Source organism: Yoonia maritima, from assembly GCF_003003285.1.
GTDB lineage: Bacteria > Pseudomonadota > Alphaproteobacteria > Rhodobacterales > Rhodobacteraceae > Yoonia > Yoonia maritima.
Genome location: NZ_PVTP01000012.1, coordinates 27,772 through 53,977 on the forward strand (window position 1 = coordinate 27,772; position 26,206 = coordinate 53,977).

Here is a 26,206-nt window from a genome sequence, read left to right on the forward strand (position 1 = left end):
AATGTAATGCTAGCACCCTAGCAATACATCCTGACCAAATTAAGAACGATCCATATTAAATCGCTAACATCGTCTGCAGGGCTTTTAGTGTCTTACGCTGCTCATCGGTCCAGTCCTTACGACGTCCACGAAACAGGGTCGCCTGGGAGGCGTGGATCAAGCCATCATCAAGGACTTTTAGACCATTGGCACGCAGCGTATCGCCCGTCGAGGTGATATCCGCGATTGCCTCTGCAGTCTCGTTTTTGACGGTACCTTCGGTCGCGCCTTGGCTGTCAATCAACTGGTAATCAGCAACGCCGTGTTCGCGTAAAAACTCACGGACAAGACGGTGGTATTTGGTCGCAATCCGCAAACGGAACCCATGCTTTGCACGAAACGCAGCGGCGGCGGCGTCTAGATCGTCGAGCGTATCGACATCGACCCAAGCCTGCGGCACAGCGATAATCAGATCGGCACCACCAAAACCCATCGGTGCAAGTTCACCAACTTGGCTGTCCCAATTCGCCAGCTTTTCACGGACAAGGTCAGACCCCGTAACCCCAAGATGGATGTTCCCAGATGCCAATTCACGTGGGATCTCACCGGCAGACAAAAGCACCAGTTCAACGCCTTCGATACCTTCGACGGCACCCGCGTATTCGCGATCTAATCCAGACTTGCGCAGGGTCACGCCCCGGCTTCCGAACCAGTCGAACGTCTTTTCCATTAGCCGTCCTTTTGACGGCACACCAAGCTTTAGCATCACGCACCCCCCAAGGCTAAGTCAGGACGGATCACACCGCCGACCGCCGGTACCGCACGCCCCTCGCCCAATCGGGCGGTCAGCGCATCATAACGGCCACCTGTCGCGACTGGCGGCAGATCAGGGCGTTTTGTTGCGTAGAACCCGAATACGAACCCATCGTAATATTCCAACGACGTCCGGCCATAGCTGCCTTCAAATTCAAGGTTATCGACATCAACGCCACGTGCATCCAATGCATTCACGCGTGCTTCCATCCGGGCGACGGCATCCGAAATCGCCGGCATATCCACTGCGATGTCTCGTAAGTGGCTCAGGACATTGGGCGTCGTTTCACGCAAATCCAAAATCGCATCAATCAGCATCACCTCATCCGAAGAAATCGGTGGCTGTTCTGCATCGTCACGCAATGCAGCGATCCGGGCCTCAACTTCGGCACGGCTGCGCAAACCGATATCGGAACCCGCATTTGCAAACGGATCATCAGCCGCAAGCAACGCAGTGCGCGTCGCTGGAACCTTACCGCCCGCATAACGCTTGAGCAGTGTCTTAAAACGATGCGGCCGCCAGATATGGCGTAACAACGCCGCCTTGCGAGCATCAGTGGTCTGCAAACCACGCACAGCGGCTGTCAGAATGCCAATATCGCCAGTCGCAGCACGTACTGGCAGCCTAGCCAGACCTTCGGCGATCACGGCAAAGACTTCGGCATCTGCGGCGGCAGGGTTCTGCCCGTCGAATACCTCGTAGCCGACCTGCATGTATTCATTCGCACGGGTTTCGTCGTTTTCTTGCTTACGGAACACCTTGCCCGCATAGGCATAGCGCGCGGGGTCAGCGTGGCTTTCCATATGCATTTGCACAACTGGCACAGTAAAATCTGGGCGCAGCACCATTTCACCGCGTAGCGGATCAGATGTTAGGTAAGCGCGCGCACGAATGTCTTCGCCATAAAGATCAAGCAGCGTTTCTGCCGATTGCAGCACATCCGCTTCGATCACTTGCGCACCTTGGGCGGCAAACAGATCGCGCAGGCGGCGGGCCTCGGCCCGAGTTTCAGGTGAATTTGGCATTAGCTTTGACTGTCCAAAATCTCGCGCAATTTCGCGACCATTTGATCGCGCGGCACTTCGTACTGGCTCGGGCGGTCTTTCCATTCCTCAAGGGTGGCGTTCTTGGCGATCTCTGCTCCAAGGATCAGATCCTTGATTTGGACCTTACCCGCGTCGAATTCATCGCCACCCGCAATCACAGCGGCAGGCGAATTGCGCTTGTCCGCATACTTCAACTGATTGCCAAAGTTCTTGGGGTTACCCAGATAAACCTCTGCACGTATACCGTTGTTACGCAGTTCTGCCACCATCGCCTGATAGTCAGCCATACGCGCACGATCCATCACTGTCACAACGACGGGACCAGCAGCAACGGTGTCCAAACGACCCTTGGCGCGCAGTGCGGCCAACAGACGGTCAACGCCGATGGATACGCCCGTTGCAGGCACTTCTTGGCCGGTAAAGCGTTTAACAAGATCGTCATAACGACCACCGCCGGACACCGAACCAAAGTTGCGCGGACGCCCCTTTTCATCGGTGACTTCGAACGTCAATTCAGCCTCGAACACCGGACCGGTGTAATAGCCAAGACCACGCACGACGGAAGGGTCAATCTCAATGCGGTCTGAACTGTAGCCGCCAGCGTCCAGCAATTCGGCTATCGTCTCAAGCTCGGCAACACCGTCACCGCCGACCTTGGAACCAGTCACCAGTTCGCGCAGGCGGGCGACAGTCGCCGTGCCTGTGTCGCGTTTGGCATCCATAAAGCCCATGACGATTTCAGCCTGTTCAGCAGAAAGGCCAGCACCTTTGGTAAAGTCGCCACTGTCATCTTTTCGGCCTTCGCCCAGCAACGCACGCACGCCATCAACGCCAAGGCGATCCAGCTTATCAATCGCCCGCAGAACGATGCCGCGCTCGGATGCAAAACGATCTGGGTCGCTTGGGTCCAAGACGCCCGCGACTTCCATCACACCGTTCAGCACCTTGCGGTTATTCACGCGCACAACGTAATCGCCGCGCGGAATGCCTACGACCTCTAGGGTATCAGACAGCATCGCGCAGATTTCAGCATCAGCTGCGACGCTGGACGCGCCAACAGTATCAGCATCACACTGATAGAACTGACGGAACCGGCCCGGACCAGGCTTTTCGTTACGCCAAACCGGGCCCATCGCATAGCGGCGATAAGGGGACGGTAGATCATTGCGATACTGCGCCGCGACACGCGCCAATGGGGCTGTCAGATCATAGCGCAGGGCAAGCCAGTCGTTGTCTTCTTCCCACGCGAACACGCCTTCGTTCGGGCGATCAACGTCGGGCAGAAATTTGCCCAATGCTTCGACCGTTTCAACAGCCGATGTTTCCAGCGCGTCAAAGCCGTAACGATGATAGACTCCGGCAATCTTGGTCAGCATTTCGGTGCGTTCTGCCACCTCTGCACCAAAATAGTCGCAGAAACCTTTTGGTGTCTGCGCCTTTGGGCGGGGCTGCTTTTTAACCTTGGCCATATTGGGTCCTATCTTCGCGGATAATAGGTCGCCGTTTAACGCGGCTACGTCACAGGAGCAATGCAGTCATAGAAAAACTGCCGCAGCGTGTGGTTTTGGGAAAATCCCGGACTATGCAGGCCAGCCTTGTTCCGCTAATGCAGCAACATGACCGATACATTGCACCTAGAAGAACAAATCGCCCATCTGACACGCACAGTCGAAGAACTGTCAGATATCGTCGCGCGACAAGAAACCGAACTGGCGCTTGCCATGCGGCGGTTGGCAATGCTGATGGAACGCGAAGCGTCGCGCGAATTAGACGCAGGTGGCACCGTGCCGCTCGCCGACCAGCGCCCCCCACATTGGTAGGTTACTAGGCAGCGCGCAGCGCCCAAGACCCTAACAACGCGCCTTCGCTGGCTTTGGCTGCCAAACGTGCGGTCGGGCCAAAGGCAAGAACATCGTCTTCCAGCTCTGGAAATAGCGCAAATATCTCTGCGCTTTGCGCTTCGTCCATTCCGTTGATGCCGACATGACCCGGGTGAAAGCTTTCACATGGGGCGTCGTCTGCATAAACCACTTCGTGGCGATCAAACAGGATATGGTAATAAGTCACCTCACCGCCTTCGCGGCGGACGATGGTTTTGTCGTTGACCAACTGTTTCGCGGCGACCAGCACTTCGGCTTCACCAAACAGTAGCTCTGCCTGCCAGCCCTGCATCATTACACGGTGCTGCGGTGATAGAACCAATTCACGGGTATTGCCGACAACACCTTCGGAGATAACGATTGGTGCAAATTTCCCAACGGCATCAACAGTCCGGGACCCAACCCAGCGGATCGGCTGAAGCCCGTTATCCATCGTCATGACCAAGTCACCTTGGCGCAGGTCTTGGACGGCGACCTTGCCTTTGTCGGTTTCAATGAGAGTATCGTGACCAAAGCATACCACGTCGCCGGTAAAGTCCCCCATACCAACGTTACCAGAACGCACGCCGCTCGTGTCACTTCCAGAAAAAATGACTCTGACAGACGCGACCGGAACATCGTAGCTTACAGTTATCGAATCTGCCGCGCCGGGACCTTCGGTATCCGCACTGTCGTTGCCACTCGCCTCTACAGTTGTGCCATTTACGATCGTGTGGTTGGCGGTCAGATTTGAAAAAGTCGGTGTGAGCAGATTGCCATCCACATCATATGCAAGCACCTGCACCTGATCATCCCAACCGTTACCGTTTGCGTCCAAATCGAATATTTCAAAGCTGAGGTTCTTGATCGACGTTGAGAAATTCATCTGGACACCAGATTCCTCGCCTGCCTGAACACGCTGAGCAAAAATGGATCCGCCAAAGTTCGAGAAGAAACCCGGGTTGTTCGCCCCCGAAGAACTGAACGCGCTTGACGTGAAGTTCGTGCTGTTCACACCATCATTGATGGTAGTCGACCCATTCGGACTCGAAAATGTAGACCAATCAAATAGGAACGGCATCTTTTAATCCATTACTTCACAATTTTCACGACATGACGTACAATGTTTTTCCGTCGTTTACAGACCCAAGAGTTAATAATTGTACCAAAGTACAGGATTCAGCTCAACAATTTAGGCCTAGGCGCAATTGACAAGGGGGAAAAACTATTGGTTGTCGTCACTTTTCCACATGAAACCGCCCAAAGGTTGCGATCACGAATCGATCAGCTGATCTCAGAACACGGCGCAAAGGTGTTCCCGGCGACTGACGTTGCGATGGGGTTGTTTTTTACGCCCGAAGAAACGCAAGAGTTTGGCGGCGACGAAGGCGAAGCCATGATTTTCGCAGCACCTACCCTCGCGATGATTACGAACAGTATCCCCGAATTCGAAGGTGATCGCAGGAATTACTGCATCATCAAAAACGAACGCGCCATCGCGCGGATTGATCCCTTTGCAAAAACTAAAACCTAAGCGTCTTCGACTTCGATCACGCCATTCAGACTGCGCAGCGCACCTTTGATTTGCGGGTTCACAGGAAAATCTTCACCAAGGTCTAATTCAACCTCACCCGGCAAATCGGGGTGAATCAGGTTAAAGTAAACAGGCCCCCGCCCTGCCCGCACGCCATCTTTGATTGCGTTTGCAAGGATACTCGCCACGGATTCGATGGCGTCCGGCGTGTCGATAAACACCCGCAGCGCAGAACCGCCCGCATCAGCAACAACGTTATCAATCGGCGCTACAGAACGACCCAGAAGCTTTAGCTGGTCGCTTTCCATCGTGGCTTCGCAAGACAGCACAACTTGGCTACCTGTCTCAAGATAATCGCGCGCAGCCTCTAGCGTATCAGAGAACAACGTGACCTCATATTGCCCGGTCGGGTCAGACAGCTGCGCAAAGGCAAAGCGGTTCCCGCGTGCAGATTTGCGCTCCTGCCTGCCAGAAACAGTACCAGCCATTTTTACAACGCAAGGGCCGCGCTCTGCCTTTGCTGTGACCTCGTCCAGTGTCAGAACCTGTTTGCGCTTTAGCGCGCCCATGTAGTCATCAAGCGGGTGACCAGACAGGTAGAAACCAATTGCCTTGAATTCCTCGGCCAACCGTTCTGCGGGCAACCAATCGTCGCCCCCCGCAAGCCGGGGTTCGGGCAGATCATCGCCAGCCTCGCCAAACAACGACACCTGATTGGATGACTTTTGATCGTGGATTGCACCCGAATATCCGGATAACGCATCAAGGCTCATCATCACGCGGCGACGGTTTCGGTCAAGTACGTCGAACGCCCCTGCCCGTGCAAGCATCTCCAGCGGACGTTTACCGACGCGCTTCAAATCAACCCGGCGCGCGAAATCGAAAAGGTTCACGAACTCACTGTCGCCACGGCCTTCGACGATCAGCTTCATCGCCTCGACACCGACGTTTTTTAACGCGCCCAGCGCATAGACAAGTTTGCCTTCGAATACGTCAAACGTGGCTTGTGACCTGTTCACGCAAGGCGGAGTGTATTCGATACCAAGGCCCTTTTTGACCTCTTGGAAATAGACACCCAATTTATCGGTCAGATGAATATCGCAGTTCATTACACCGGCCATAAATTCGATCGGGTGGTTCGCCTTTAGCCATGCGGTTTGGTACGATACCACCGCATAGGCCGCAGCGTGCGATTTGTTAAAACCGTAGTTCGCGAATTTCTCGAGAAGGTCAAAAACCTCGGCCGCTTTTTTCTTATCGACCCCATTTTCCATCGCCCCTTTTTCAAATTTGGGACGTTCTTTGGCCATTTCCTCGGCGATCTTTTTACCCATCGCACGACGCAGCAAATCCGCACCACCAAGGCTGTAACCAGCCATGACCTGCGCGATCTGCATAACCTGTTCTTGGTAAACGATGATGCCTTGGGTTTCTGCCAGCAGATAGTCAATGGATTCATGCACCGATTCAATTTCGCGCTGGCCGTTCTTAACCTCGCAGTAGGTCGGGATGTTCTCCATCGGGCCGGGGCGATACAGCGCCACAAGCGCAACAATATCTTCGATACAGGTCGGCTTCATGCGCTTCAGCGCATCCATCATGCCGCTGGACTCCACCTGAAACACCGCGACAGTCTTAGCGCTGGAATAGAGTTTATAGGATGCCTCGTCATCCAGCGGGATTGCCCCAATATCGTATTCGAAACCAACAGGGGCCTGATACAATTCAGTCCCATCTGCAGCCACATTCAACGTGCGGCCATTCTTTTTGACCAGCTCAACGGCGTTCTGAATAACAGTCAGGGTCTTCAGACCCAAAAAGTCAAACTTAACCAGACCGGCCTGCTCAACCCACTTCATGTTGAACTGGGTGGCAGGCATGTCAGAGCGCGGATCTTGATACAGCGGGACCAATTCGTCCAACGGACGGTCACCAATAACAACACCCGCAGCGTGGGTTGATGCGTTCCGCAGAAGGCCTTCGACCTGCTGCGCGTATTTCAAAAGGCGATCAACGACTTCTTCGTTTTGCGCTTCCTCGCGTAGACGTGGCTCGTCCGCGAGCGCCTTTTCAATGGAAACAGGTTTCACCCCCTCAACAGGGATCATCTTGGACAGACGGTCGACCTGCCCATAAGACATCTGCAAAACCCGACCAACATCGCGCACGGCGGCCTTGGACAGAAGCGCACCAAAGGTGATGATCTGCCCCACCTTATCGCGGCCATATTTTTCCTGAACATAGCGAATAACTTCTTCGCGGCGGTCCATACAAAAGTCGATATCGAAATCGGGCATGGAGACACGTTCGGGGTTCAAGAACCGCTCGAACAGAAGCGAATAGCGCAGTGGGTCAAGGTCGGTAATCAGCAACGCATATGCCACCAATGACCCCGCACCAGACCCCCGCCCCGGACCGACGGGAATCCCGTTATCCTTGGACCATTTGATAAAGTCAGCAACGATCAAGAAATAGCCGGGGAACCCCATGCCCTCAATAATACTCAGCTCGAACTCAAGCCGCTTTTCGTATTCAGCGACCTCAGCGGCGTGCGGGATAATCGCTAGCCGGGCTTTCAGACCTTCCTCGGCCTGACGCCGCAATTCCGCGACCTCGTCATCAGCAAACTTAGGAAGGATCGGATCACGTTTGTAAGTCTTGAACGCACAGCGCTTTGCAATCTCAACCGTGTTCTCAATGGCCTCTGGAAGGTCGGCAAACAGCGTCACCATTTCTTGCGGAGACTTGAAATAATGCTGTGGAGTCAGACGACGACGCGGCTCTTGTTGGTCGACATACGCACCTTCAGAAATACACAACAGTGCATCATGTGCTTCATACAGACCCGTCTTAGGAAAATAGACATCATTGGTCGCGACCAACGGCAGGTTCTTTGCATATGCCATCTCGACATGGCCGCGCTCTGACAGGCGCTCTGCCTCTGGCAGACCACCATCAATCGGATGACGCTGAAGTTCCACATACAGACGATCTGGATAAGTCACAGCCAAACGATCCATCAGCGCTTCGGCCTTGGGACGCTGACCCTGACGCAGCAAACGACCAACCGGGCCATCGGGACCACCAGACAGACAAATCAACCCTTCATGATATTGGCTTAGGTCATCCAAAGTGACCTGCGGCAACTGCCCACCCGCATCCAAATACTCGCAAGAGTTCAGCTTCATCAGGTTCATATAACCCGCCTCAGTCTGGGCAAGCAGAACGATAGGCGCGGGATCTTCGGGGCGCTTACCTGGCTCTGGCGTCGTATAGCACAGATCAACCTGACACCCGATGATCGGCTGAATACCGGCCTTTGAAGCACCCTCCGAAAATTCCAACGCGCAAAACATGTTGTTGCGATCAGTTACAGCAACAGCGGGCATATCCATGGCGGCGGCCATGCCGGGCAATTTCTTAACCGGAACAGCGCCTTCCAGCAGGGAATACTCGGTGTGGACGCGCAGGTGGATGAATCGGGGATTTGTACTCATGCGGCCAAACTATCTGATGCTGGGCCGCGCACAAGATAACAAAGGATATGTATTGGGTATCCAGTTCAGCAGTCACGCACGGTCCCTACTAATCCCCACGCATCACAAATCATAGCAACGGTAGAGTCACACCTCAAACCTTAGAAGCACGCGCGTGGCACTAAACAATTTGGAGACACTTAGCTTCCACTCTGACATATGCATGCTGTGGCGCACTTCTAACGCCAAATCAGATTACATAGAGAAGCTGAACTACGGTCTCGCAGGTCACGCATGGGAAAGAGAAACAATCAGCCATCATTTGTCCTACGCTCTGTTGTACCGGCAACCACTTCAGACGCGGCTTCAAGCGCGCCTCGTCCGTGTGGGATGTTGAGTGCTTTCAGCCCCGCGTCGATCGTTCCGAGAGCCCCCATTATCATATGCCCACTGACGTGGCCCATGTGACCAATCCGGAAATATGCGTCCTCTGGTTCGCGACCCAACCCGATCCCGAGCGTCAGCCCGCATTTGGTTTCGGTCCATTCGCGCAGGTCTTGGCCAACTGACGAACCGATCGCGATAGATGTTACGGCATGCGACCGATGTTCCGCGTTTGGCACGTTCAATGACATCGGCCCGTCAGAGCCCCAGACATCGATTGCCGCCCAGACAGTCTGTGCCAGCTTTGCGTGGCGTGCGAATACAGCGTCGAGCCCTTCGGCTTTGATCAGGTCCAGCGCGGCGCGTAGGCCGTAAAGGTGATGCGTTGGCGCGGTTCCTGCGAAATACTGATAGTAAACGGCAGGGTCTACCCGTGGTCGCCAATCCCAGTAGCGGGAGACGCGTGCGGACTGCGCATCGTCAGCTTTGTCGTTGAAGAAAACAAAACTGATCCCGGCCGGTGTCATCAACCCTTTTTGACAAGCGGCGACCATGATGTCGACGCCCCATGCGTCCATCTCGAACCGATCACATCCCAAAGAGGCGATACAGTCGGCCATTAACAGTGCCGGGTGGCCAGTACGGTCCAAGACACCGCGCAAGCCTGCAACGTCGCTTTTGACGCTAGTTGATGTATCGACATGCACAGCGAGCACAGCTTTGATCTGCCCTGCTGTATCCGCAGCGAGCCTTTCCTCGGCCCGTGCCAAATCAATCGGGGACTGTACGCCGCAATCGATGACCTCGACCTTTGCCCCAAGACCCGTAGCAATTTCCCCCCAACCTATGCCGAAGCGACCCGTAGCAAGAACAAGCACCGTATCACCGGGGCCGATGGCGTTCGATAATGCGGCCTCCCATGCGGCATGGCCGTTGCCGATATAGATCGCGACATTGTGGTCTGTCATTGCGACGGACTTCAAATCAGGGATTAGGCTACGCGTCAGGTCGTGTAATTCGCCTTCGTAGATATTTGGCGAAGCGCGATGCATCGCCTGCAGAACCACATCTGGAATGACAGACGGGCCGGGAATCGCCAGATATGGGCGACCATTAGACAAGGACATGGGAATGCTTTCGATAGTGGTTACTAGAGGACAGTACGCCTGAGATACCCAAGGTCAAGCGTAGTGAACTTGCCCCGCCCCCCTGTTTAAGATTAGACCGTTGGAAACCTGAACCGAAAGATCCGCGATGCCCGCGCCTATTCCCCCGACAGACAAGAGCAAATCCCAATCAGCGTTTTCCCTGTTTTGGTGGCTATGGAAAGACTACCTGCGCCCGCACAAATGGCTGTTGGTTGCCGCGCTAATCCTGATGGCGATCGAGGGGTCAATGCTCGCGCTTTTGTCGCGGATGGTTCAGCCGATGTTTGATGACGTGTTCGCAGCGGCTGATGACAGTGCGCTCTATTTCGTTGCATTTGGTATTTTGGCCATTTTCATCGTCAGGGCAATCACCTCTGCTGGGCAGCGATTGTTGATGACATTGGTTGTGCAGTTGACCTCTGCAAGCATGCGCAAACATCTGCTAAGGCACATGATGACCCTTGATAGCGGCTTTTACCAAATCCACCCGCCCGGTCAGCTGATTGAACGGGTGCAAGGTGACGTCACTTCGATCAATTCAGTCTGGAGCAGCATCGTCACGGCCTTGGGTCGTGATCTGATTTCACTGATCGGGCTGTTTGGCGTCGCACTGTGGATCGACTGGCGGTGGACGTTAATTGCCATCATTGGCATTCCATTGCTGGTGCTTCCTTCGTTGCTTGTGCAGGCCTATATTCGCCGCCGTGCCCGCAACGCCCGAGAGATTGCAGGCCGAGTATCAACCCGTTTGGACGAAGTATTTCACGGGATCAACCCGATCAAACTGAACGCATTAGAGAATTACCAAGCCGACCGCTATGACGGGCTGATTAAGGAAGGCGTCACCGCGAATATGCGCACTGCCACCGGGCAAGCCGCGGTTCCCGCGTTGATTGATATTATGACGGGCTTGGGTTTTTTCGGTGTGATGATTTACGGCGGAGCCGAGATTATTTCAGGTGAAAAGACCAACGGTCAGTTTATGGCTTTCTTTACATCCATGTCGCTGGCCTTTGACCCACTGCGCCGCCTTGGCCAAATGAGCGGGCAATGGCAGATGGCTGCCGCCAGCGTAGAACGGCTTCAAGAGGTATTGAACCTAAAGCCAACAATCCTTTCGCCCCCACAGCCAAAGGAAATTGTGACACGTTCCCCGGAAATCATCCTTGATCAGGTCGAAATGAACTATGGTGAACTGCCTGTGCTGCGCGGTACAGGTTTCACTGCTAAGGCAGGTAAAACCACTGCGCTAGTGGGTGCCTCTGGTGCGGGGAAAAGCACGATCTTTAATGTTCTGACCCGCCTTGTTGAACCGTCATCCGGCGCGATTACCATCGACGGAACCGAGACGAAGAACTTTGCTCTATCTGATCTACGCGGCCTCTTTTCAGTGGTGAACCAAGACGCAGCGCTCTTTGATGAAACCCTGCGCGACAACATCTTGCTTGGTCGTGAAGACATTTCAGAAGATCACCTAAAATCGGTTCTGGATGCCGCGCATGTCAGCGATTTTTTACCGATGCTGCCAGATGGGCTTGATAGCCCTGCTGGCCCGCGTGGTTCCAATCTTTCGGGTGGCCAGCGCCAACGTGTTGCTATCGCGCGCGCATTGCTTCGCGACACCCCAATCTTGCTACTTGACGAAGCCACCAGCGCGCTCGACACCAAGTCAGAGGCGATTGTACAGGCAGCGCTAGAGCAGCTTTCGACTGGACGCACCACGCTGGTCATCGCTCACCGCCTATCCACTGTCCGCAATGCGGATTCCATCGTGGTCATGGATCATGGGCGCGTTGTGGACCAAGGGACACATGACGAGCTTCTTGAACGTGGTGGCATCTATGCCGATCTATACAATCTGCAATTCTCGCAATCTGAAGGCGGCGACAATGACTGACCGGACTGTTTTATCCATAAGCGGTGATGACCGTATATCATTCCTGCAAGGTTTAATCACAAACGATGTAGAAAAGGCCGCCGACACTATCATCTACGCGGCACTTTTGACCCCACAAGGTAAATACATTGCTGACTTCTTTGTAATTGGCAAATCTGACCGCCTGCTAATCGATGTTGCGACATCACATGCGCCGACACTGGCACAGCGGCTAATGATGTACAGGTTGCGTGCGGCCGTGGTCATTGAAGAGACCGACCTAATCGTATCGCGCGGCACCGGGACTGCCCCCTCTGGCGCTGTGTCCGACCCACGCCATTCACAAATGGGCTGGCGGCTATATGGCGACACTAACGTCAGTGACGATACTGACTGGGATGCGCTGCGCGTCGAACACTTGATCCCAGAAACAGGTATCGAACTCACCGCAGACAGTTATATTCTTGAGGCAGGATTTGAACCCTTGAATGGGGTCGATTTCAAAAAGGGCTGCTACGTCGGCCAAGAAATCATCGCACGTATGAAGCACAAAACGACGTTGCGCAAAGGTCTCTCAAAGGTGTCGATAACCGGGTCAGCACCAATCGGGACACCGATTGAAAACGCCGACAACAAAGCCGTAGGTACACTTTTCACACAATCAAACGGGCATGCAATTGCATACCTTCGTTTTGATCGTGCAACGGGTACGCTGTGCGCTGGCACAGCCGTGGTCGCAGCTTAACTTCTCAGCGCCATTACAGAATGCAAATGCATTGGGCAAAACAGGGCCCGATTTCGCTTTTCTAACGAAGCGAAGCTATCGCTATGAGCGAATAACCACTGATCCCAGCCACAAAAAAGATAACAGGTGGACCGGTCCTCAAGCCTGTTCTACCCAATTGGAAAGCTTAGACAAAGCCAGAAAACCACATCCTCATATTAGAATGGATCAAGTATTTGCATATAGTCAGCCCCGCCAAAGCATTTCTGCTAATTGCCGTCTCCACGTTGAGCGCATGTGAATTTGGTGATGATGGGTCGGGTACCAGCTATTCAGATATTTCTGCCGAGGTTGACCGGCTTACAGAGGTAACTGAAAATGACGTTGTACTTGAAACAGCAGACATTCCCACGATGGGAACCGCATCTTATTTGGGTGTTCTTGCGCTTGTTGACACCTCCAATACTCGGGCCCTTATGGGGCAGACGCAGATCGATGTCGCATTCGAAACAGATAGCGTAACGGGCACCGTCAATGATTTTGTTTACGCAGAAGATGTGTCTGACCAAAGCAAAGAACTCCCTTCTGTTGATGGAACGCTAACTTTTGAAAATGGGTTCATTGATCGCACAGCGACTTCAAGTGATCCTCAGATTTTGACCGAACTAACTGGGACGCTGAATGCGCCTGTCGACATGTTCGGCATCGACGCCAACACCGATATTGATCTGCAAAGTGACTTTGAAGGCGTATTTGGCGAAGAGAGCGTGTCCGGATATGTTTCAGGGACAATTGAGCCAGCGAGCGGAGCAACAGTTGATGTTGGCGGCGTGATCCTGACCGTCGAAGAATAGAACGCCTAAGAAGTAATCCGTTCTTACCAAAGAACGCAAAAGGCCGCCCGAAAGGCGGCCTTAGGATCAAGAATGCAAATGCAGCTTAGGCGCGTTCAACGTATTCAAAAATCTCAGTATTCACGACGATATTTTCGTCTTGGCCAACAAACGGTGGGATCATAACGCGAACGCCGTTGTCCAATGTTGCGGGCTTAAAGCTGTTCGCCGCGGTTTGGCCTTTTACGACAGGCTCGGTCTCGGCGACTTTGCAGACGACTTTCTGTGGCAGGGTGACGTTCAGCGCTTCTTCACCGTAGTATTCGATTTTAACGGTCATACCATCCTGCAAGAACGGGCGACGATCGCCCAGAATATCTGCTGGCAATGCGATCTGGTCGTAGGTCTGTGTATCCATGAACGTCAGCATCTCGTCTGCCTCGAACAAGAACTGCTGGTCTTTTTGTTCCAGCGTCACACGTTCCACTTTATCCGCAGAACGGAAACGTTCATTCAGTTTACGACCATCGCGCAAGTTCTTCAGTTCCACTTGTGCAAATGCACCGCCCTTACCAGGTTTAACATGGTCGATTTTAACGGCGGCCCAAAGACCACCCTCGTGTTCAAGAACGTTACCGGGACGAATTTCGTTACCGTTTATTTTGGGCATGGGCTGTGTTCATTCCGCGTTAAAGGGGCAAGGTTGATTATCGTTGCCCCAAGCCTATATATCCACAGTAGTGAGCTGGCAAGATCATGGAATGCGGCGCGAGCATGACATCAAGCTATGCAAGAATCGCATAGCTGCCATTCCAAAAGAGAACCCCCGAATCGGGTTCAAACATGCATATTGCCCGTCACTCGGGGACTACAAGAGCAAAAAGAAGGAAGCATGATGAGAGATTTCGTCGACGGTACTGCGTTTAACAATGAACAAGGCAACCGTGCTCGTAAGTTATTTGCTGCTGTGGTGCTTGCTGCACTTGATGACGCCATCGCTGATGACAAAAAATATGGCAATGGCCCCGAACAAATCGCCCGCTGGGCACGTTCACGCGACGGACGCGAAGTGTTGTCTTGCGCGGGTATTGACCCGAACGAACGTGTTGTTGGTGGCCTGATGGAATTCGTTGGCAAGGGTGTACGTACATCAGTTGCCCTGTCTCGTGAAGAAAGCGAACGTCGCAACGCGGCCGAGCAGGAAGCACGCGCTGCGTAAGCAATGCACAGACCAATGTAATGGTTTTATGAAAGCGCGGCTCTTTGGGGCTGCGTTTTCATTTGTACTTTCGCCTGCCTGTATGCGCCCTTATTGTCGCCGCGAAAGCGAGGCGCGATGACCAAAGCGATTATGATCCAAGGTGCAGGGTCCAACGTTGGGAAATCCATGTTGGTCGCTGGAATTGCGCGTGCCTGCGTAAAGCGCGGACTGTCGGTAGCCCCCTTTAAACCGCAAAACATGTCGAACAATGCAGCCGTTACTGCCGATGGCGGCGAAATAGGCCGCGCACAGGCGCTACAGGCCCGCGCCTGCGGCCTAGAGCCCCTTGTGGATATGAACCCCGTACTGCTTAAGCCAGAGACAGACACGGGCGCACAGGTCATCGTACAAGGCCAGCGATTTGCCACGCTAAAGGCGCGCGACTATGGAAAACAAAAAGCGCAGCTAATGCCTGCCGTGCTCGACAGCTTTCGGCGTATTGGCGTGGGCCGCGACCTTGTGATCATCGAAGGGGCCGGCAGCCCTGCCGAAGTAAACTTGCGCGCTGGCGACATTGCAAACATGGGCTTTGCAGAGGCCGCCAATGTGCCGGTCGTACTGGTCGGCGATATTGATCGTGGCGGTGTCATTGCGCAGCTCGTCGGCACCCATGCTGTTCTATCAGATCCCGACAACGAGCTAATCAAAGCTTTTGCAATTAACAAGTTCCGCGGCGACACCACACTGTTTGCCGAAGGCCTAAACATCATTGCACAACGCACCGGCTGGGCCAGCCTTGGTGTTGTTCCTTGGTTTGCAGATGCCTGGCGGCTACCAGCCGAAGACGTGATGGACATCGCAAGCCGTACCGGCGGAGACATTAAGGTTGCGGTTCCCCGCCTCAATCGTATCGCAAACTTTGACGACCTTGATCCGCTATCCGCCACCCCAGGCATCAGCGTCGAAATTATCAACCCCGGCCAACCGCTCCCCGGAGACGCCGATCTGATCATCATTCCCGGATCGAAATCCACTATTGCTGACTTGGCTCATTTTCGCTCCCAAGGATGGGATATTGACCTAACCGCTCATGTCCGTCGTGGCGGGCATGTTTTGGGTATCTGTGGCGGCTATCAGATGCTAGGCACATCGATCATCGACGAAGACGGCATTGAAGGCACACCATGCCGCGTTGAAGGGCTGGGACTGCTCAACGTACAGACTGTGATGAAACCACAAAAACGGCTCGCGCGATCAACGGCAACCTACCAGCCTACAGGCGATGCGGTCAGCGGCTATGAAATTCACATAGGTGAGACAACTGGCCCAGATTGCGAACGCGCGTGGCTATCGCTTGACGGGCGCGGTGAAGGGGCCAGCAACACAAGCGGTCAGGTTATGGGCTGCTATTTGCATGGATTATTCGAAGCCGACAGTTTTCGCGCGGCGTTCTTATCACGCCTTGGCAAACCGCTGACTGATCATCGATATGCGGACAGCGTCGATGCAACGCTTGACGCGCTCGCAGAGCATCTTGAAACGCATATGGATATTAGCCAGCTTATCGCTTTGGCTGGGCCGGTTTAATCTAGCCCTTTACTGACAAGCACGCGATTAATTTCGCGACGCACCAATTTGCGCACGTTACGGGTGATACGCTCACCCAACTCACCGCTCAGTTCCTGATGCACAATTTCGACGACAAGGGCGCGTAGGGCGTCTTCATCAATTCCCGCATTCGGCACCTCCAGATCAGCAGTTTCCCGCTCATCCTCTGCTATTTCGCGGATAATCGGCGGACCGTTTAGAATTTCCGACGAATCGAGGATGCGAGACTGGAATGCACTTGCAGCCCACGCTGTATCGTCAAAGTTCTCACCTTCGTCAGCTTCAAAGTCCTCTGACTGAGACGTAACAGCGGCTTCCAACTCGGCAATTGTGGCTTCTAACCCAGCGCGATCAGTCCGCTTAGCAGGCTCCAGCACCAAAATTTTACTGACTTCATCAGCGTGACGAAACGCAGGTTCTTCAACCATTTCAGGCTCTGCAGAGGGTTGTTCCACGTCCACCCGCAGCGCAGGAGTAAGTATCAAACGCTCGGGCGCAGGCGGGGGTGTCTCGCCGGTACGCACAGAGATGAGATTGCGCACAGATCTTAGCAAAGCGTCGTCAATGTCGCCCGTTCGTGCTGTGCTAGACATGGTGCATTCCTCGCTATGTATCCGCCTTAAAGATTAATCCAAAAGGCGGATCTAAACAACAGCTTGGTTATTCCTCGCCGATTGCGCGCAGCACCCGATCCAATGACCGGCCCTGCTCAGACAAAAGCGGCGGTGAATCTTTGACCATGTTATAATAGGCGGACGGGTCGTACTGCTGCACAGGCAGATTCAGGTGCTCCGCCGTCAAAAGGCCCATCGCTGACAACACAGCATATGACGCGATAACTTCGTCAGCTTGACCCGAAATGCGGCTTGCTTCCGCATCCAACAGTTCTTGCTCTGCGTTTAGAACTTCAAGAGTGGTACGTGAGCCAAGTGTCGCCTCTTCGCGGACCCCCTCGAACGCAACACGCGCTGCACTGATCTGACGATCAGACGCTTGACGAGCCGCGCGCGCAATTTGAAGCGACGCATATGCATTTCCAACCTGTTGTTCGACCGATGTCATCGTAAGGTGCAAGCCAGCACGTGACGCATCACGGCTTGCAATCAACTGGCGCATCACGCTGGCAATTTGGCCACCGGCATAGATCGGCCCACCAACATCAATGCCAATCTGGCCAGCTTCAACAGAATCTTGGTTTGTTGATATTGATCCGCTCAGTGACACTGTCGGAATCACAGCAGTTTCACCACGGCGAATATTCAACTCGGCCGCTGCAACTGAGTGCTGAACCTCAAGAACGCTGGGGTGATTGCGGACAGCGAAATCTTTTGCCTCGTTTACGCTTTGGGATACAGGCGCAGGAGAAACAGTTGCGAGGTTCGACGGTGCACGACCAACCGCAGCACGGTATTCTTCGATCGATTGCACCAGAGCACCCTGTGCGGCAGCAAGCAAGCTACGTGCAGCAGCAAGACGCGCCTCAGCAGACGCGACATCAGTCCGTGTGACTTCGCCAACCTCGAACCGGTCTTGGGCCGCGCGGAATTCTTGCGTAATCACCCGCACGTTGCTTTCGCGCAATTGCACGAATTCTTGGTTGCGACGCACATCCATATAGGCCTGCACGGCGCGCAAAAGAACATCTTGTTCAACATCGCGTAACGTTTGACGCGTACTAAGAACCAATTCCTTTTGGGCATCAACAGCAAGACGGTTTGAACCACCATCATAGAGCGTCAGGCTACCACTAATTGCAGCAAGCGCTGTGTTCGTCGCCTCACGCTGTGACGCGGGCAACGCGTTATTGATTGAACTGGACGCCGACATTGACCAGTTAATAACTGGCAAAGTAGCTGCCACCGCCTGTGCCACATTTTCATCCGCGGCGCGCAGTAAAGCGCGATTTTGCTCAAGCAAGCCAGAGTTAGTATATGCCGCCGTTAGCGCATCTGACAGTGTCTCTGCCTGCGCTGCCGCTCCGGAAATCATCGAGACGACTACCGCGATAGCAGCGAACCCTTTGCGTTTGTTCATCTTTTTCTCACTCACTTTTTTTAGTTAGCGCCGCGCATATGATATGAACGCGTTAGAGCGCGAATTCTGCTTCTTTTTCAAAACCAGTCAAAACGGGCGCGCTCGCGTTAAACGCAAAGCGCCAGTTGATAACACCATCCAACTTGTGACCCACGCGAACGACACCTAGGTTTCCCTCGGCGAAAACGCACGCAATGCGGCCACCTTCGCGCAATTGCGCAAGCACGGCGTCAGGCACTGTCTGAACGCCGCCTTCAATCATAATAACATCGTAAGGGCCCGACTTTTTGGAACCTTCGGCCAATGGACCAGCCATAATTGCTGCGTTGTCGATACCCAGTTCTGAAAGCAGGCTTTGTGCCTCTTCAGCGCGCGCTTCGTCATCTTCTACCGCAACAACAAAGTCACACATGTTTGCCAAGATCGCTGCAGAGTACCCAAGACCGCATCCTAAATCCAACGCAACATGCTGTGGCTGAATATCCAACACATCTAGCATTTTCCCCAATGTACGCGGCTCAAGCAGAACACGACCGCCGCCAATATCAAGGTTTTCCCCAACATAGGCTGCTTCACGTTGACTGTTAGGGACAAATTGTTCGCGCGGAACAGATAGCATCGCGTCAATGATTGGGAACTTTGTTACGTCAGAAGGGCGCACCTGAGTGTCGACCATCATTGTGCGGCGGGATGCATAGTCTGTCACGATCTAAACTCTTTCGTTCAGTTTATTTTCTGCTTCATGCCACAGAAGGGCTTGCGCGGCAACGTTTGATCTAGTCATGGACTGGCTTCAAAGCAAGCAGTCGCCGACAAACTTATAGCGACCTTTAGACACCGACGGGAACAATATGGTTATCCCATGCCAGTTCCGCGACTTTGGCAAGCTGCAGTGCGCCTTGATTAATCTCCCCCAACTCACCAAAACCGGTAGTGATAATAAAACCAGCATCGCACGCAGCAACGCCGCCTGCATCAGCGACAGTAATACGGTGCATCAGGGTTTTGCCATCTACATCATAAATCTGGACAACCCCACCCACAGGCGAAGTCGTTGCAACCAACGTCGCATCTGGTGAAAAAGAAATACTACCAACATATCCGCGCATATCGCGCAATTGATCAGCATGTGCAGCAAGCAATTCGACCGCCCCGCCCATCTGGTGCATCCCGGCAAGAATCGCGACATCCCCATCGCCCTGCCACTGCATACCAAACGCAACGACGCCTGACGCTGACACATCAAGATGACGGATCGAATTTTTGTGTAAACTTGGATTAAGCGCGACTGTTTCGATAAGCTGACCATTATGAACGTATGATAAATTAGGGGCCATTGTCGCGATATTTAGTTTTGTACGCCCGCTATCAGGATGCGTATCAATACCGCCGTTCGCAATCACAAGAGTTTCTGTGCCAGGCAATCGTTTGATATCGTGTGGACCAACGCCACCGCTCGCAAACTCTTCAACCCGGACATAGCCTGCCAGCACATCCCAGACACCAACCCGCCCCTGTCCGGCCTCATAGTCATTTTCGGTTGTGAATAACCACTGACCATCAGATGAAAAAGCACCGTGTCCGTAGAAATGGCGACCTTCTGGCGCTGTCATTGTCGCCTTTGGCGTTCCAGACAAGCAATCAATCACAATTGCAAAAGTCCCGGGCCGACGTGCGAACGCGACGGCCTCTGGTCGGGTTGGATGTGCTGCGGCGGCATGGCCACGTGCCGGCAATGGAATTTGGAATAATATGTCTTGGTCTGCACCAATGCCGCAAAGGACATAACGGCCATCACTCAGCGCCGCCGCCGATAGAAACTGTGGCGACCCCGCATCGGCCCAAGTGGGCGTCGGGACAAGCCCCGTCGCCAGCAGCCCTGCTAAAAACTGGCGCCTGCTCGTCATGTTAATCTCCGTCCAAGGCGTTGAAACCCGCGATTACCCCCAGTTTAGGGCCCAGTTCATTGCGCACGACAGTTCTGATCGCGCTCACATTTTGCTGCACCACCTCTATTTCAAACCGTGTCATAGGGTCATCCACGCCTGCAAAGACAGGATCGTCAAGTTGTTCAACACGCGATTGCGCGCGATCAAATGCATTGTTTAGATTGGTGGCAAGCGCGACATCGTCGCCTGCCAATCGCATCGCAAGGTCACGCAATGCTACGAGTGACAGCTCAACATGGCGGGCAGATCTACCCGAGCGCCGCGCTTCGGCACGGGTTGCACGCGGACGATCAAATGTTCCCAACGGACGCCCTAAACGCGTATCGCCGACAAATTCTAACCCTGTCGAAACGGCTTTGAACATCTCTTGGGCCGCTTCTTCTTCGGTGTGGTAGGTCGCTTCGGGCGAAGGGTGCAACAGCTGATCGGCATAACCGCTGGTCCAGTCATCATAAATCGCATCTGTCAGGGCCGCGATATCGCCGGTCACCGTGCGAATAAGCGTACACCGATATGCATCAGTTCCTGCGACCGCAATTACGTCGTCGTATAGCAGAAATTCAAGCGCATAAAATCCGCGGGCGGCAATAGATACGTCAGCATAATCATCAAGGTTTTGCGCAATGTCGTCCTCTGACGCGATCATTGCAGCAAGCGTCTTTGGCGTTACCGCCCGGCTGTCGGGCCAAAACGCAAGCGCATAGGCGCGATCATCGCGCTCGCTTGGGCCAAAGCGCAGATGGCTTACGCCAATCCATGCGTCAAACGCATCCCCATAGGCTGCCTGCAACTGCGGCGACCCAGATACACAATCGGATTGAGCAACATCGGCTAACACCTGTGACTGTGCCGCCAAACGCGAAAACCCTGGCAATACGTGGTTATTCACGGCGTCCGCTGTCAGTTCCGAAATGGGCTGCGCCACTGCCGGAACTGCAGCCAATATCATTGCAAAGGAAAAGAATAGAGGTCTCATAAGCTCTCCAAGAATGTGATTAGATCGTCGCGGTCTTGTTTTTGCATCGCGGCAACTGCGTCACGCATAGGCTGCGCTTCACCCCCATGCCAGAGAATTGCCTCTAGCAGGCTACGCGCGCGGCCGTCGTGCAAGAAATATGTGTGGCCGCTGACTTGCTCTGTCAAACCAACACCCCAAAGCGGCGGGGTTCGCCATTCAGTTCCTGTCGCACGGGCTTCTGGCCGGTGATCAGCCAACCCTTCGCCCATGTCATGCAACAAGAGGTCCGAATAGGGCCATATCAGTTGAAAGCTTTGTTCAGGTCGGTCTTCCAGCCGATGCGTTACGAAGCTGGGCTGGTGACATGAGATACAGCCGGTTTGGTAAAACAGTTCTTTGCCGTGCAGAACCCGCGGGTCATCGACATCCCGGCGGGCGGGCACACCCAAATTGCGACTATAGAAGGTCACAAGATCAAGCCCCTGGTCATCAACTTCGGTCACGCGCGCATCACCGTCACCATGCGGACCAGCCAGACAGTCGACTTGGGCAACCGTGCATTCCCCTGCCCCGTTTGGGAACAAAGGTGATGAGATACCAATGTCACCAGAAAACGCTGCAGCGGATTGGTGGCGAACTGTCGGCGCTCCCGCCTTCAGACCAAAGCGGCCAAGCATGGGCTGATCAAATTCAACAGACCAAACGATGTTCGCACGACCAGAAATCCCGTCACCATCGGCATCGTCAGGATCAGCATTTGCCAAGATATCTGCGGCTGGGATCGCCTCTAGCAAACCAAGGCCGATCATTTGGGGTGCGACACGTGGGCTTAACATCGCGTCGGGGTGAAGTGGGCCATAGCCAAGGTCAGCCGCGCGATACGTCGGATGGCGCAGGCTGACGGTTTCTCCACCTGCCAGCGTTACGGTTTCTTCGGCATAGGTCACTTCTAACCGGTATTCCGCCGGATGCCCTTGCACGGCGAAATCCTGTAGCTGCTCACCGTAAGTCGGGTCAGGAAGCGTTGCGATGTAGTCTTCGATGTCTGCAATTTTGTCGTCGTAGCCGCCCGGAATGGAAACACGCAAGAACAGAGAAACCGCGCTATCAGATGCATTTTCGGGCGTATGCCCACGGCCGTCCTTTAGGTGGCAGCGCTGACAGGACCGCGCGTTATACAGCGGCCCCAAACCGTCAGAGGCAAGCGTCGATGATGGCGATGACACCCACAGCTTGCGAAAGAAACCGTTACCAACCTTAAAAGTCAGCTCATCCTCAAAACTGATATTCGCCGAGGATTGCGAAAACGCATCTGCATCCCGCCGCGCGCGGACAGTGGCAGCGCCCGCAGATTTTTCTTCGAACCGGGCGGCGGCGCTGAAATCCGTTGTCGGTTCCGTGACAGCTTGGATTCGGGCAGTTTCAGCTTCGGTACGGGGAATGATGTTCAGATGTGGCTCATCCAACACCCCCGAAACGGCCGCAACGGGTGCACAAATCAGCGCGAAGCCAAGATTAATAACAGAACGGCGCACAAGATATCTTTCTAAGCTCGGATATTTCTGATAGTTATAGTCGGAATTCAAAAAGCGCGAGTCACTTTTCATGGCAAAACCGATCCTGAGCTGCGACATGGTGGCACGACCGTTGTCCGAAGAACCAGCGCGTCAGCCCCAAAGCCCACCAGATATGGCAGCACAATGGCGTGACGTTCTGAATGCGCTTCGCGTGATTGCATTGGAATGCCGGGTAGCGGCCCAGATGGACTTGTTCAAGGCTTGTGCACTGCTTTCCACCCAACCTGAAACCGTGCGCGATGCCCATGCCCGCGCCTTGATCAAATGCTTGCGCCAAGTAACGAGTCGCAAAACCACGTTCTTTCGGCCCGGAACCGAAGAAATTTCATTTGATGAAGCTTGGCTTGTGCAGGCTCTCAGCGCGATTAAGCGCGGCGACGGCGATAGTTTTTCATTCCTCGTTCGATCACGCGTACCGCGTGAACACCAACGTCACATAGGTTTTCTGATCCGGGGAATTTCCGAGCAATTCTCTCAAGTTTAGAATTATTCTAAAAAGTTCTTGGCTTTTACAAAAACTGCTATAAATAAGGCGATAAGCAAGCCAGCTTTTCGCCAGCCAGCATTTATTTTGAATCGCAGGAAGAACTGACATGACACAGACTGCCATCACTCTTAGCACCGACGCAAAAGCAGCAATCGCAGAAGCACTGAACCAGACAGTCGCCGAAACTGCGGTCACGACGATGCTTGCGCAAAACTTTCACTGGAACGTCACCGGCATGGCATTCGGCCCGCTGCACGACCTTTTCCAGAAAATGTACGAAGACCATTTTGTCGCCCAAGACGACCTCGCAGAGCGCATCAAAGCAATTGACGCGCACGCCGAAGGTACGCTTGCTGGCATGATCAAACGGTCCAAAGTTTCCGAATTCGAAGGCAAAGCCACCGACAAGGAAATGATCAAAATGATGCTCGACGCGCAGGAAACGCTGGCTGCTACATTGGCAGGTTGCGGTGAACTGGCTGCATCACACGGCGACACACTGACCGAAGACCTGTGCATCGCACGCGGTCAAACACACGAAAAGTTCGCGTGGTTCCTACGTTCGCACCTCGCTTAAGTATTTTTGTTCAGTTAACGAGTTCAAAAGGCGCTTCGGCGCCTTTTTTCTTGCACTTTTTCGCATAGGCAATGCGCCAACCTGCGTATTTCCCCATGACCTCTTGCTGCGCCATCAGCATGGTCACGAAACCTTCGCGCTGGCTGTCTTTCTTTAACTTCTTAAAGATGGACTTTTGCGCCTTGGTCATCGAACAACCAATACAGTGGCCTTCGCGCTTGAATTTGCACACGTCAATGCAGGGGCTTGGGGTCTTTGGCATGTTGGCTCCGACGGAAAAGGGCGGCACCCCTTTGGAATGCCGCCCCAGTTTAATGTGATTAGTAACCGGTTTCTATTCGAAAACCGCTTCTGGATCGTCAAGGCTGTCAGAGCCTTCGAATGCAATCTGATCAACACCAAGCGCCGCGACTACGCGTTCAAACGAACGTGTCTGATCGATCAAGCCGTTCACGCCCCCCATGACCAGTGCTTCACCTGCTTCGTTTCCACGCTCAAGCATTTGATCATAAGCAAAACCAGCTTCGGCAGCTGACTTGATACGGCCAAGTGCAAGCATTGTTGTGGACAGTTTGGTTTGCACTTCGGTGTCCAGACCTACGTCTGTTTCTGCAACCAGATCAGACAGTGACGGACCAGTGACCAAAGTACCGTCTACGCGGATGTATTCACCGCGATAAACGTTTTGCACCCCCAAACCGTCGTAATAATGGCTGTTATGTGTGTTGTCAGAAAAGCAATCGTGCTCTTCTTCTGGATCGTTCAGCATCAGGCCAAGGCGCATACGCTCACCAGCTTGCTCACCGTATGAAAGTGAACCCATGCCGGTCAGGATAGCAGAGATACCAGTTGCTTCGGTTTCGGTCAGTTCTGCGCGCGCTGCACCACCATCAACCCACTGTGCAGCCATCCACTCAAGATCGGACACCAACAGGTCAGTCGCTGCTTTCAGGTATTCACCGCGACGGTCACAGTTGCCGCCCGTGCAGTCATCGCCAGCGGCGTAATCTGTCCAAGGACGGCTACCCGCACCAGTGCCGTGACCGTTCAGGTCTTGGCCCCACAGCAGAAATTCAATCGCGTGGTAACCCGTTGCAACGTTAGATTCGACACCATCAGCCTCGTGCAGCGTCTCTGCCAGCAGCTCAGGTGTGATCGCAGCCGCGTCAACTTCAGTACCGGACAACGTGAAGGATGGGTTCGCAACAACGTTCAGCGCAGCAAATGCGTTTTCGTCCGTTGCACCGCCGTAGGACGTATCAACATAGTCGATCAGACCTTCATCAAGCGGCCAAGCATTCACTTTGCCTTCCCAGTCATCAACAATCGCGTTGCCGAAACGGAAAACTTCGGTCTGCTGGTAAGGAACGCGCGACGCGAGCCAAGCGGATTTCGCAGCTTGCAATGCCTCTGCGGATGGGTCTGCAATCAACGCGTCTACAGTCGCTTGCAACGTCTTGGCAGTGATCAATGCATCGTCATAGTTGGCCGCAGCAATATCTGCATAAGTATTCAGGACATCAGCCTTTTCAACAGCCAGCGCAGGCGTTGCAAGGCTAAGGCCCAGCGCAGTTGAAAGCAGGTAGATACGTTTCATGTAGTCGTTCCTTTAGTAAAACATACAGTGATGAGGATAACGTTGGCTGCGGTCCGGAACGGAATGCGGGGCTTATTTGGTCAAAATCAATTTACCTGCCCGCGTAATCCGCAGCGTATAAGTCTGGTCGCCAAGCGTGATCAGCGCACGGTCGCCATTTTGCGTCAAATCGGACGCTGAATATGTTGGCAGTTGCTGTGGTTCTGCTGGCTTAGTTGTGCGTGGAAGCGGATGTACAGACATTACGCATGTCCTCCTTGACGCTCAAACCGATCAAAAACCCACTCAAGGCTAAGACCTTCGAACGTGGCAGGCTGATACATCACATCGACAAACTCTGTCCGAGCGGGGCGACTTGCACCACGATCAGCGGCTTTTTCGGTTGTCTGTTGTGTTCCCTGTTGCATCGCAAGGTCCTTCTGGCGGGTCGCCTTTCGGCATCCTTGGACAGCCCAAGGATAAGATGCTTATTACCTGAGCAATTTAATCAACAAAGTCAATCCGACTTTTTTACTCGGATTACATATTATCAAAGCAACAAAAGG

26 protein-coding genes are annotated in these 26,206 nt (G+C 53.8%); 9 read left to right on the top strand and 17 right to left on the bottom strand.

The annotated features are described in order from the left end of the window. Positions 1-55: 55 nt before the first annotated feature. From hisG to hisS, 3 genes are read right to left on the bottom strand one after another with little or no spacing between them, the layout of a single operon-like run. Positions 56-745: an ATP phosphoribosyltransferase gene (hisG, locus tag CLV80_RS15165; RefSeq protein WP_106358788.1), complete on the bottom strand. Its 690-nt coding sequence runs from the start codon at positions 743-745 to the stop codon at positions 56-58. Then, a complete protein-coding gene (locus tag CLV80_RS15170; RefSeq protein ID WP_106358789.1) occupies positions 745-1,818 on the bottom strand; it encodes an ATP phosphoribosyltransferase regulatory subunit in 1,074 nt (357 codons plus the stop codon). The genes hisG and CLV80_RS15170 overlap by 1 nt, the downstream gene beginning before the upstream one ends. Further along, entirely contained in the window at positions 1,818-3,308 is a 1,491-nt protein-coding gene (gene hisS / locus CLV80_RS15175) for a histidine--tRNA ligase (protein ID WP_106358790.1), read from the bottom strand. Before hisS ends, CLV80_RS15170 begins: the two co-directional genes overlap by 1 nt. Positions 3,309-3,455: 147 nt before the next feature. On the opposite strand from hisS, the gene CLV80_RS15180 reads away from it, so the two are divergent. Then, on the top strand, positions 3,456-3,659 hold the full coding sequence (locus CLV80_RS15180; protein WP_106358791.1) for a SlyX family protein: 204 nt from the start codon (positions 3,456-3,458) through the stop codon (positions 3,657-3,659). 4 nt (positions 3,660-3,663) lie between these two features. Here CLV80_RS15180 and CLV80_RS15185 read toward each other — a convergent pair whose 3' ends face one another. Continuing rightward, complete coding sequence (locus CLV80_RS15185; RefSeq protein ID WP_106358792.1) at positions 3,664-4,779, bottom strand: Hint domain-containing protein; 1,116 nt, start codon at positions 4,777-4,779, stop codon at positions 3,664-3,666. A 147-nt stretch (positions 4,780-4,926) separates the two neighbouring features. On the opposite strand from CLV80_RS15185, the gene CLV80_RS15190 reads away from it, so the two are divergent. Continuing rightward, the gene (locus CLV80_RS15190) at positions 4,927-5,232 is read left to right on the top strand and encodes a hypothetical protein (RefSeq protein ID WP_106358793.1); all 306 of its coding nucleotides are present in this window, start codon (positions 4,927-4,929) and stop codon (positions 5,230-5,232) included. Here CLV80_RS15190 and dnaE read toward each other — a convergent pair. Further along, positions 5,229-8,729, bottom strand: coding sequence for a DNA polymerase III subunit alpha (dnaE, locus tag CLV80_RS15195; RefSeq protein ID WP_106358794.1), 3,501 nt, complete (start codon positions 8,727-8,729; stop codon positions 5,229-5,231). The two genes, CLV80_RS15190 and dnaE, sit on opposite strands and share 4 nt — an antisense overlap. 290 nt (positions 8,730-9,019) lie before the next feature. Next, the gene (locus CLV80_RS15200) at positions 9,020-10,219 is read right to left on the bottom strand and encodes a pyridoxal-phosphate-dependent aminotransferase family protein (protein ID WP_106358795.1); all 1,200 of its coding nucleotides are present in this window, start codon (positions 10,217-10,219) and stop codon (positions 9,020-9,022) included. A gap of 127 nt (positions 10,220-10,346) precedes the next feature. Here CLV80_RS15200 and CLV80_RS15205 point away from each other — a divergent pair, with 127 nt between their 5' ends. The 3 genes from CLV80_RS15205 to CLV80_RS15215 all read left to right on the top strand — a co-directional run bounded on the left by CLV80_RS15205 (position 10,347) and on the right by CLV80_RS15215 (position 13,694). Continuing rightward, a complete protein-coding gene (locus CLV80_RS15205; RefSeq protein ID WP_106358796.1) occupies positions 10,347-12,137 on the top strand; it encodes an ABC transporter ATP-binding protein in 1,791 nt (596 codons plus the stop codon). Continuing rightward, a complete protein-coding gene (gene ygfZ / locus CLV80_RS15210; protein ID WP_106358797.1) occupies positions 12,130-12,861 on the top strand; it encodes a CAF17-like 4Fe-4S cluster assembly/insertion protein YgfZ in 732 nt (243 codons plus the stop codon). Before CLV80_RS15205 ends, ygfZ begins: the two co-directional genes overlap by 8 nt. 215 nt (positions 12,862-13,076) lie before the next feature. Further along, entirely contained in the window at positions 13,077-13,694 is a 618-nt protein-coding gene (locus CLV80_RS15215) for a hypothetical protein (RefSeq protein ID WP_106358798.1), read from the top strand. Positions 13,695-13,779: 85 nt separating this feature from the next. On the opposite strand, the gene efp is transcribed toward CLV80_RS15215, so the two are convergent. Beyond that, positions 13,780-14,343 carry an elongation factor P gene (efp, locus tag CLV80_RS15220; RefSeq protein ID WP_106358799.1) on the bottom strand — a complete coding sequence of 188 codons (564 nt, stop codon included), beginning with the start codon at positions 14,341-14,343 and terminating at the stop codon, positions 13,780-13,782. 225 nt (positions 14,344-14,568) lie between these two features. On the opposite strand from efp, the gene CLV80_RS15225 reads away from it, so the two are divergent. Together CLV80_RS15225 and CLV80_RS15230 are read left to right on the top strand one after the other, a co-directional pair. Further along, positions 14,569-14,892: a DUF6280 family protein gene (locus CLV80_RS15225; protein ID WP_008230719.1), complete on the top strand. Its 324-nt coding sequence runs from the start codon at positions 14,569-14,571 to the stop codon at positions 14,890-14,892. Between the two features lie 117 nt (positions 14,893-15,009). Further along, the gene (locus CLV80_RS15230) at positions 15,010-16,461 is read left to right on the top strand and encodes a cobyric acid synthase (protein ID WP_106358800.1); all 1,452 of its coding nucleotides are present in this window, start codon (positions 15,010-15,012) and stop codon (positions 16,459-16,461) included. On the opposite strand, the gene CLV80_RS15235 is transcribed toward CLV80_RS15230, so the two are convergent. The 6 genes from CLV80_RS15235 to CLV80_RS15260 form a co-directional block, all read right to left on the bottom strand. Beyond that, positions 16,458-17,075: a hypothetical protein gene (locus CLV80_RS15235; protein WP_106358801.1), complete on the bottom strand. Its 618-nt coding sequence runs from the start codon at positions 17,073-17,075 to the stop codon at positions 16,458-16,460. The two genes, CLV80_RS15230 and CLV80_RS15235, sit on opposite strands and share 4 nt — an antisense overlap. A 67-nt stretch (positions 17,076-17,142) precedes the next feature. Then, entirely contained in the window at positions 17,143-18,516 is a 1,374-nt protein-coding gene (locus CLV80_RS15240; protein ID WP_106358802.1) for a TolC family outer membrane protein, read from the bottom strand. A gap of 52 nt (positions 18,517-18,568) precedes the next feature. Then, positions 18,569-19,222, bottom strand: coding sequence for a protein-L-isoaspartate O-methyltransferase family protein (locus tag CLV80_RS15245; protein ID WP_106358803.1), 654 nt, complete (start codon positions 19,220-19,222; stop codon positions 18,569-18,571). Between the two features lie 124 nt (positions 19,223-19,346). Further along, positions 19,347-20,423: a DUF1513 domain-containing protein gene (locus CLV80_RS15250; protein WP_106358804.1), complete on the bottom strand. Its 1,077-nt coding sequence runs from the start codon at positions 20,421-20,423 to the stop codon at positions 19,347-19,349. A 1-nt stretch (position 20,424) separates the two neighbouring features. Further along, positions 20,425-21,441: an imelysin family protein gene (locus CLV80_RS15255; RefSeq protein ID WP_106358805.1), complete on the bottom strand. Its 1,017-nt coding sequence runs from the start codon at positions 21,439-21,441 to the stop codon at positions 20,425-20,427. After that, complete coding sequence (locus tag CLV80_RS15260; RefSeq protein ID WP_106358806.1) at positions 21,438-23,030, bottom strand: di-heme oxidoreductase family protein; 1,593 nt, start codon at positions 23,028-23,030, stop codon at positions 21,438-21,440. Before CLV80_RS15260 ends, CLV80_RS15255 begins: the two co-directional genes overlap by 4 nt. Between CLV80_RS15260 and CLV80_RS15265 the strand changes: the two genes are divergently transcribed. Together CLV80_RS15265 and CLV80_RS15270 are read left to right on the top strand one after the other, a co-directional pair. Further along, the gene (locus CLV80_RS15265) at positions 23,029-23,484 is read left to right on the top strand and encodes a hypothetical protein (protein WP_243394595.1); all 456 of its coding nucleotides are present in this window, start codon (positions 23,029-23,031) and stop codon (positions 23,482-23,484) included. The genes CLV80_RS15260 and CLV80_RS15265 overlap by 2 nt on opposite strands. A 109-nt stretch (positions 23,485-23,593) precedes the next feature. Beyond that, on the top strand, positions 23,594-24,064 hold the full coding sequence (locus CLV80_RS15270) for a Dps family protein (RefSeq protein WP_106358807.1): 471 nt from the start codon (positions 23,594-23,596) through the stop codon (positions 24,062-24,064). Between the two features lie 10 nt (positions 24,065-24,074). Here CLV80_RS15270 and CLV80_RS15275 read toward each other — a convergent pair whose 3' ends face one another. The 4 genes from CLV80_RS15275 to CLV80_RS18505 all read right to left on the bottom strand — a co-directional run bounded on the left by CLV80_RS15275 (position 24,075) and on the right by CLV80_RS18505 (position 26,068). Next, on the bottom strand, positions 24,075-24,326 hold the full coding sequence (locus tag CLV80_RS15275; RefSeq protein WP_106358808.1) for a DUF1289 domain-containing protein: 252 nt from the start codon (positions 24,324-24,326) through the stop codon (positions 24,075-24,077). Between the two features lie 72 nt (positions 24,327-24,398). Next, on the bottom strand, positions 24,399-25,661 hold the full coding sequence (locus tag CLV80_RS15280; RefSeq protein WP_106358809.1) for an imelysin family protein: 1,263 nt from the start codon (positions 25,659-25,661) through the stop codon (positions 24,399-24,401). A gap of 72 nt (positions 25,662-25,733) precedes the next feature. Continuing rightward, on the bottom strand, positions 25,734-25,904 hold the full coding sequence (hemP, locus tag CLV80_RS15285; protein WP_106358810.1) for a hemin uptake protein HemP: 171 nt from the start codon (positions 25,902-25,904) through the stop codon (positions 25,734-25,736). After that, complete coding sequence (locus CLV80_RS18505) at positions 25,904-26,068, bottom strand: hypothetical protein (protein WP_165793397.1); 165 nt, start codon at positions 26,066-26,068, stop codon at positions 25,904-25,906. The genes hemP and CLV80_RS18505 overlap by 1 nt, the downstream gene beginning before the upstream one ends. Between the last annotated feature and the right edge of the window lie 138 nt (positions 26,069-26,206).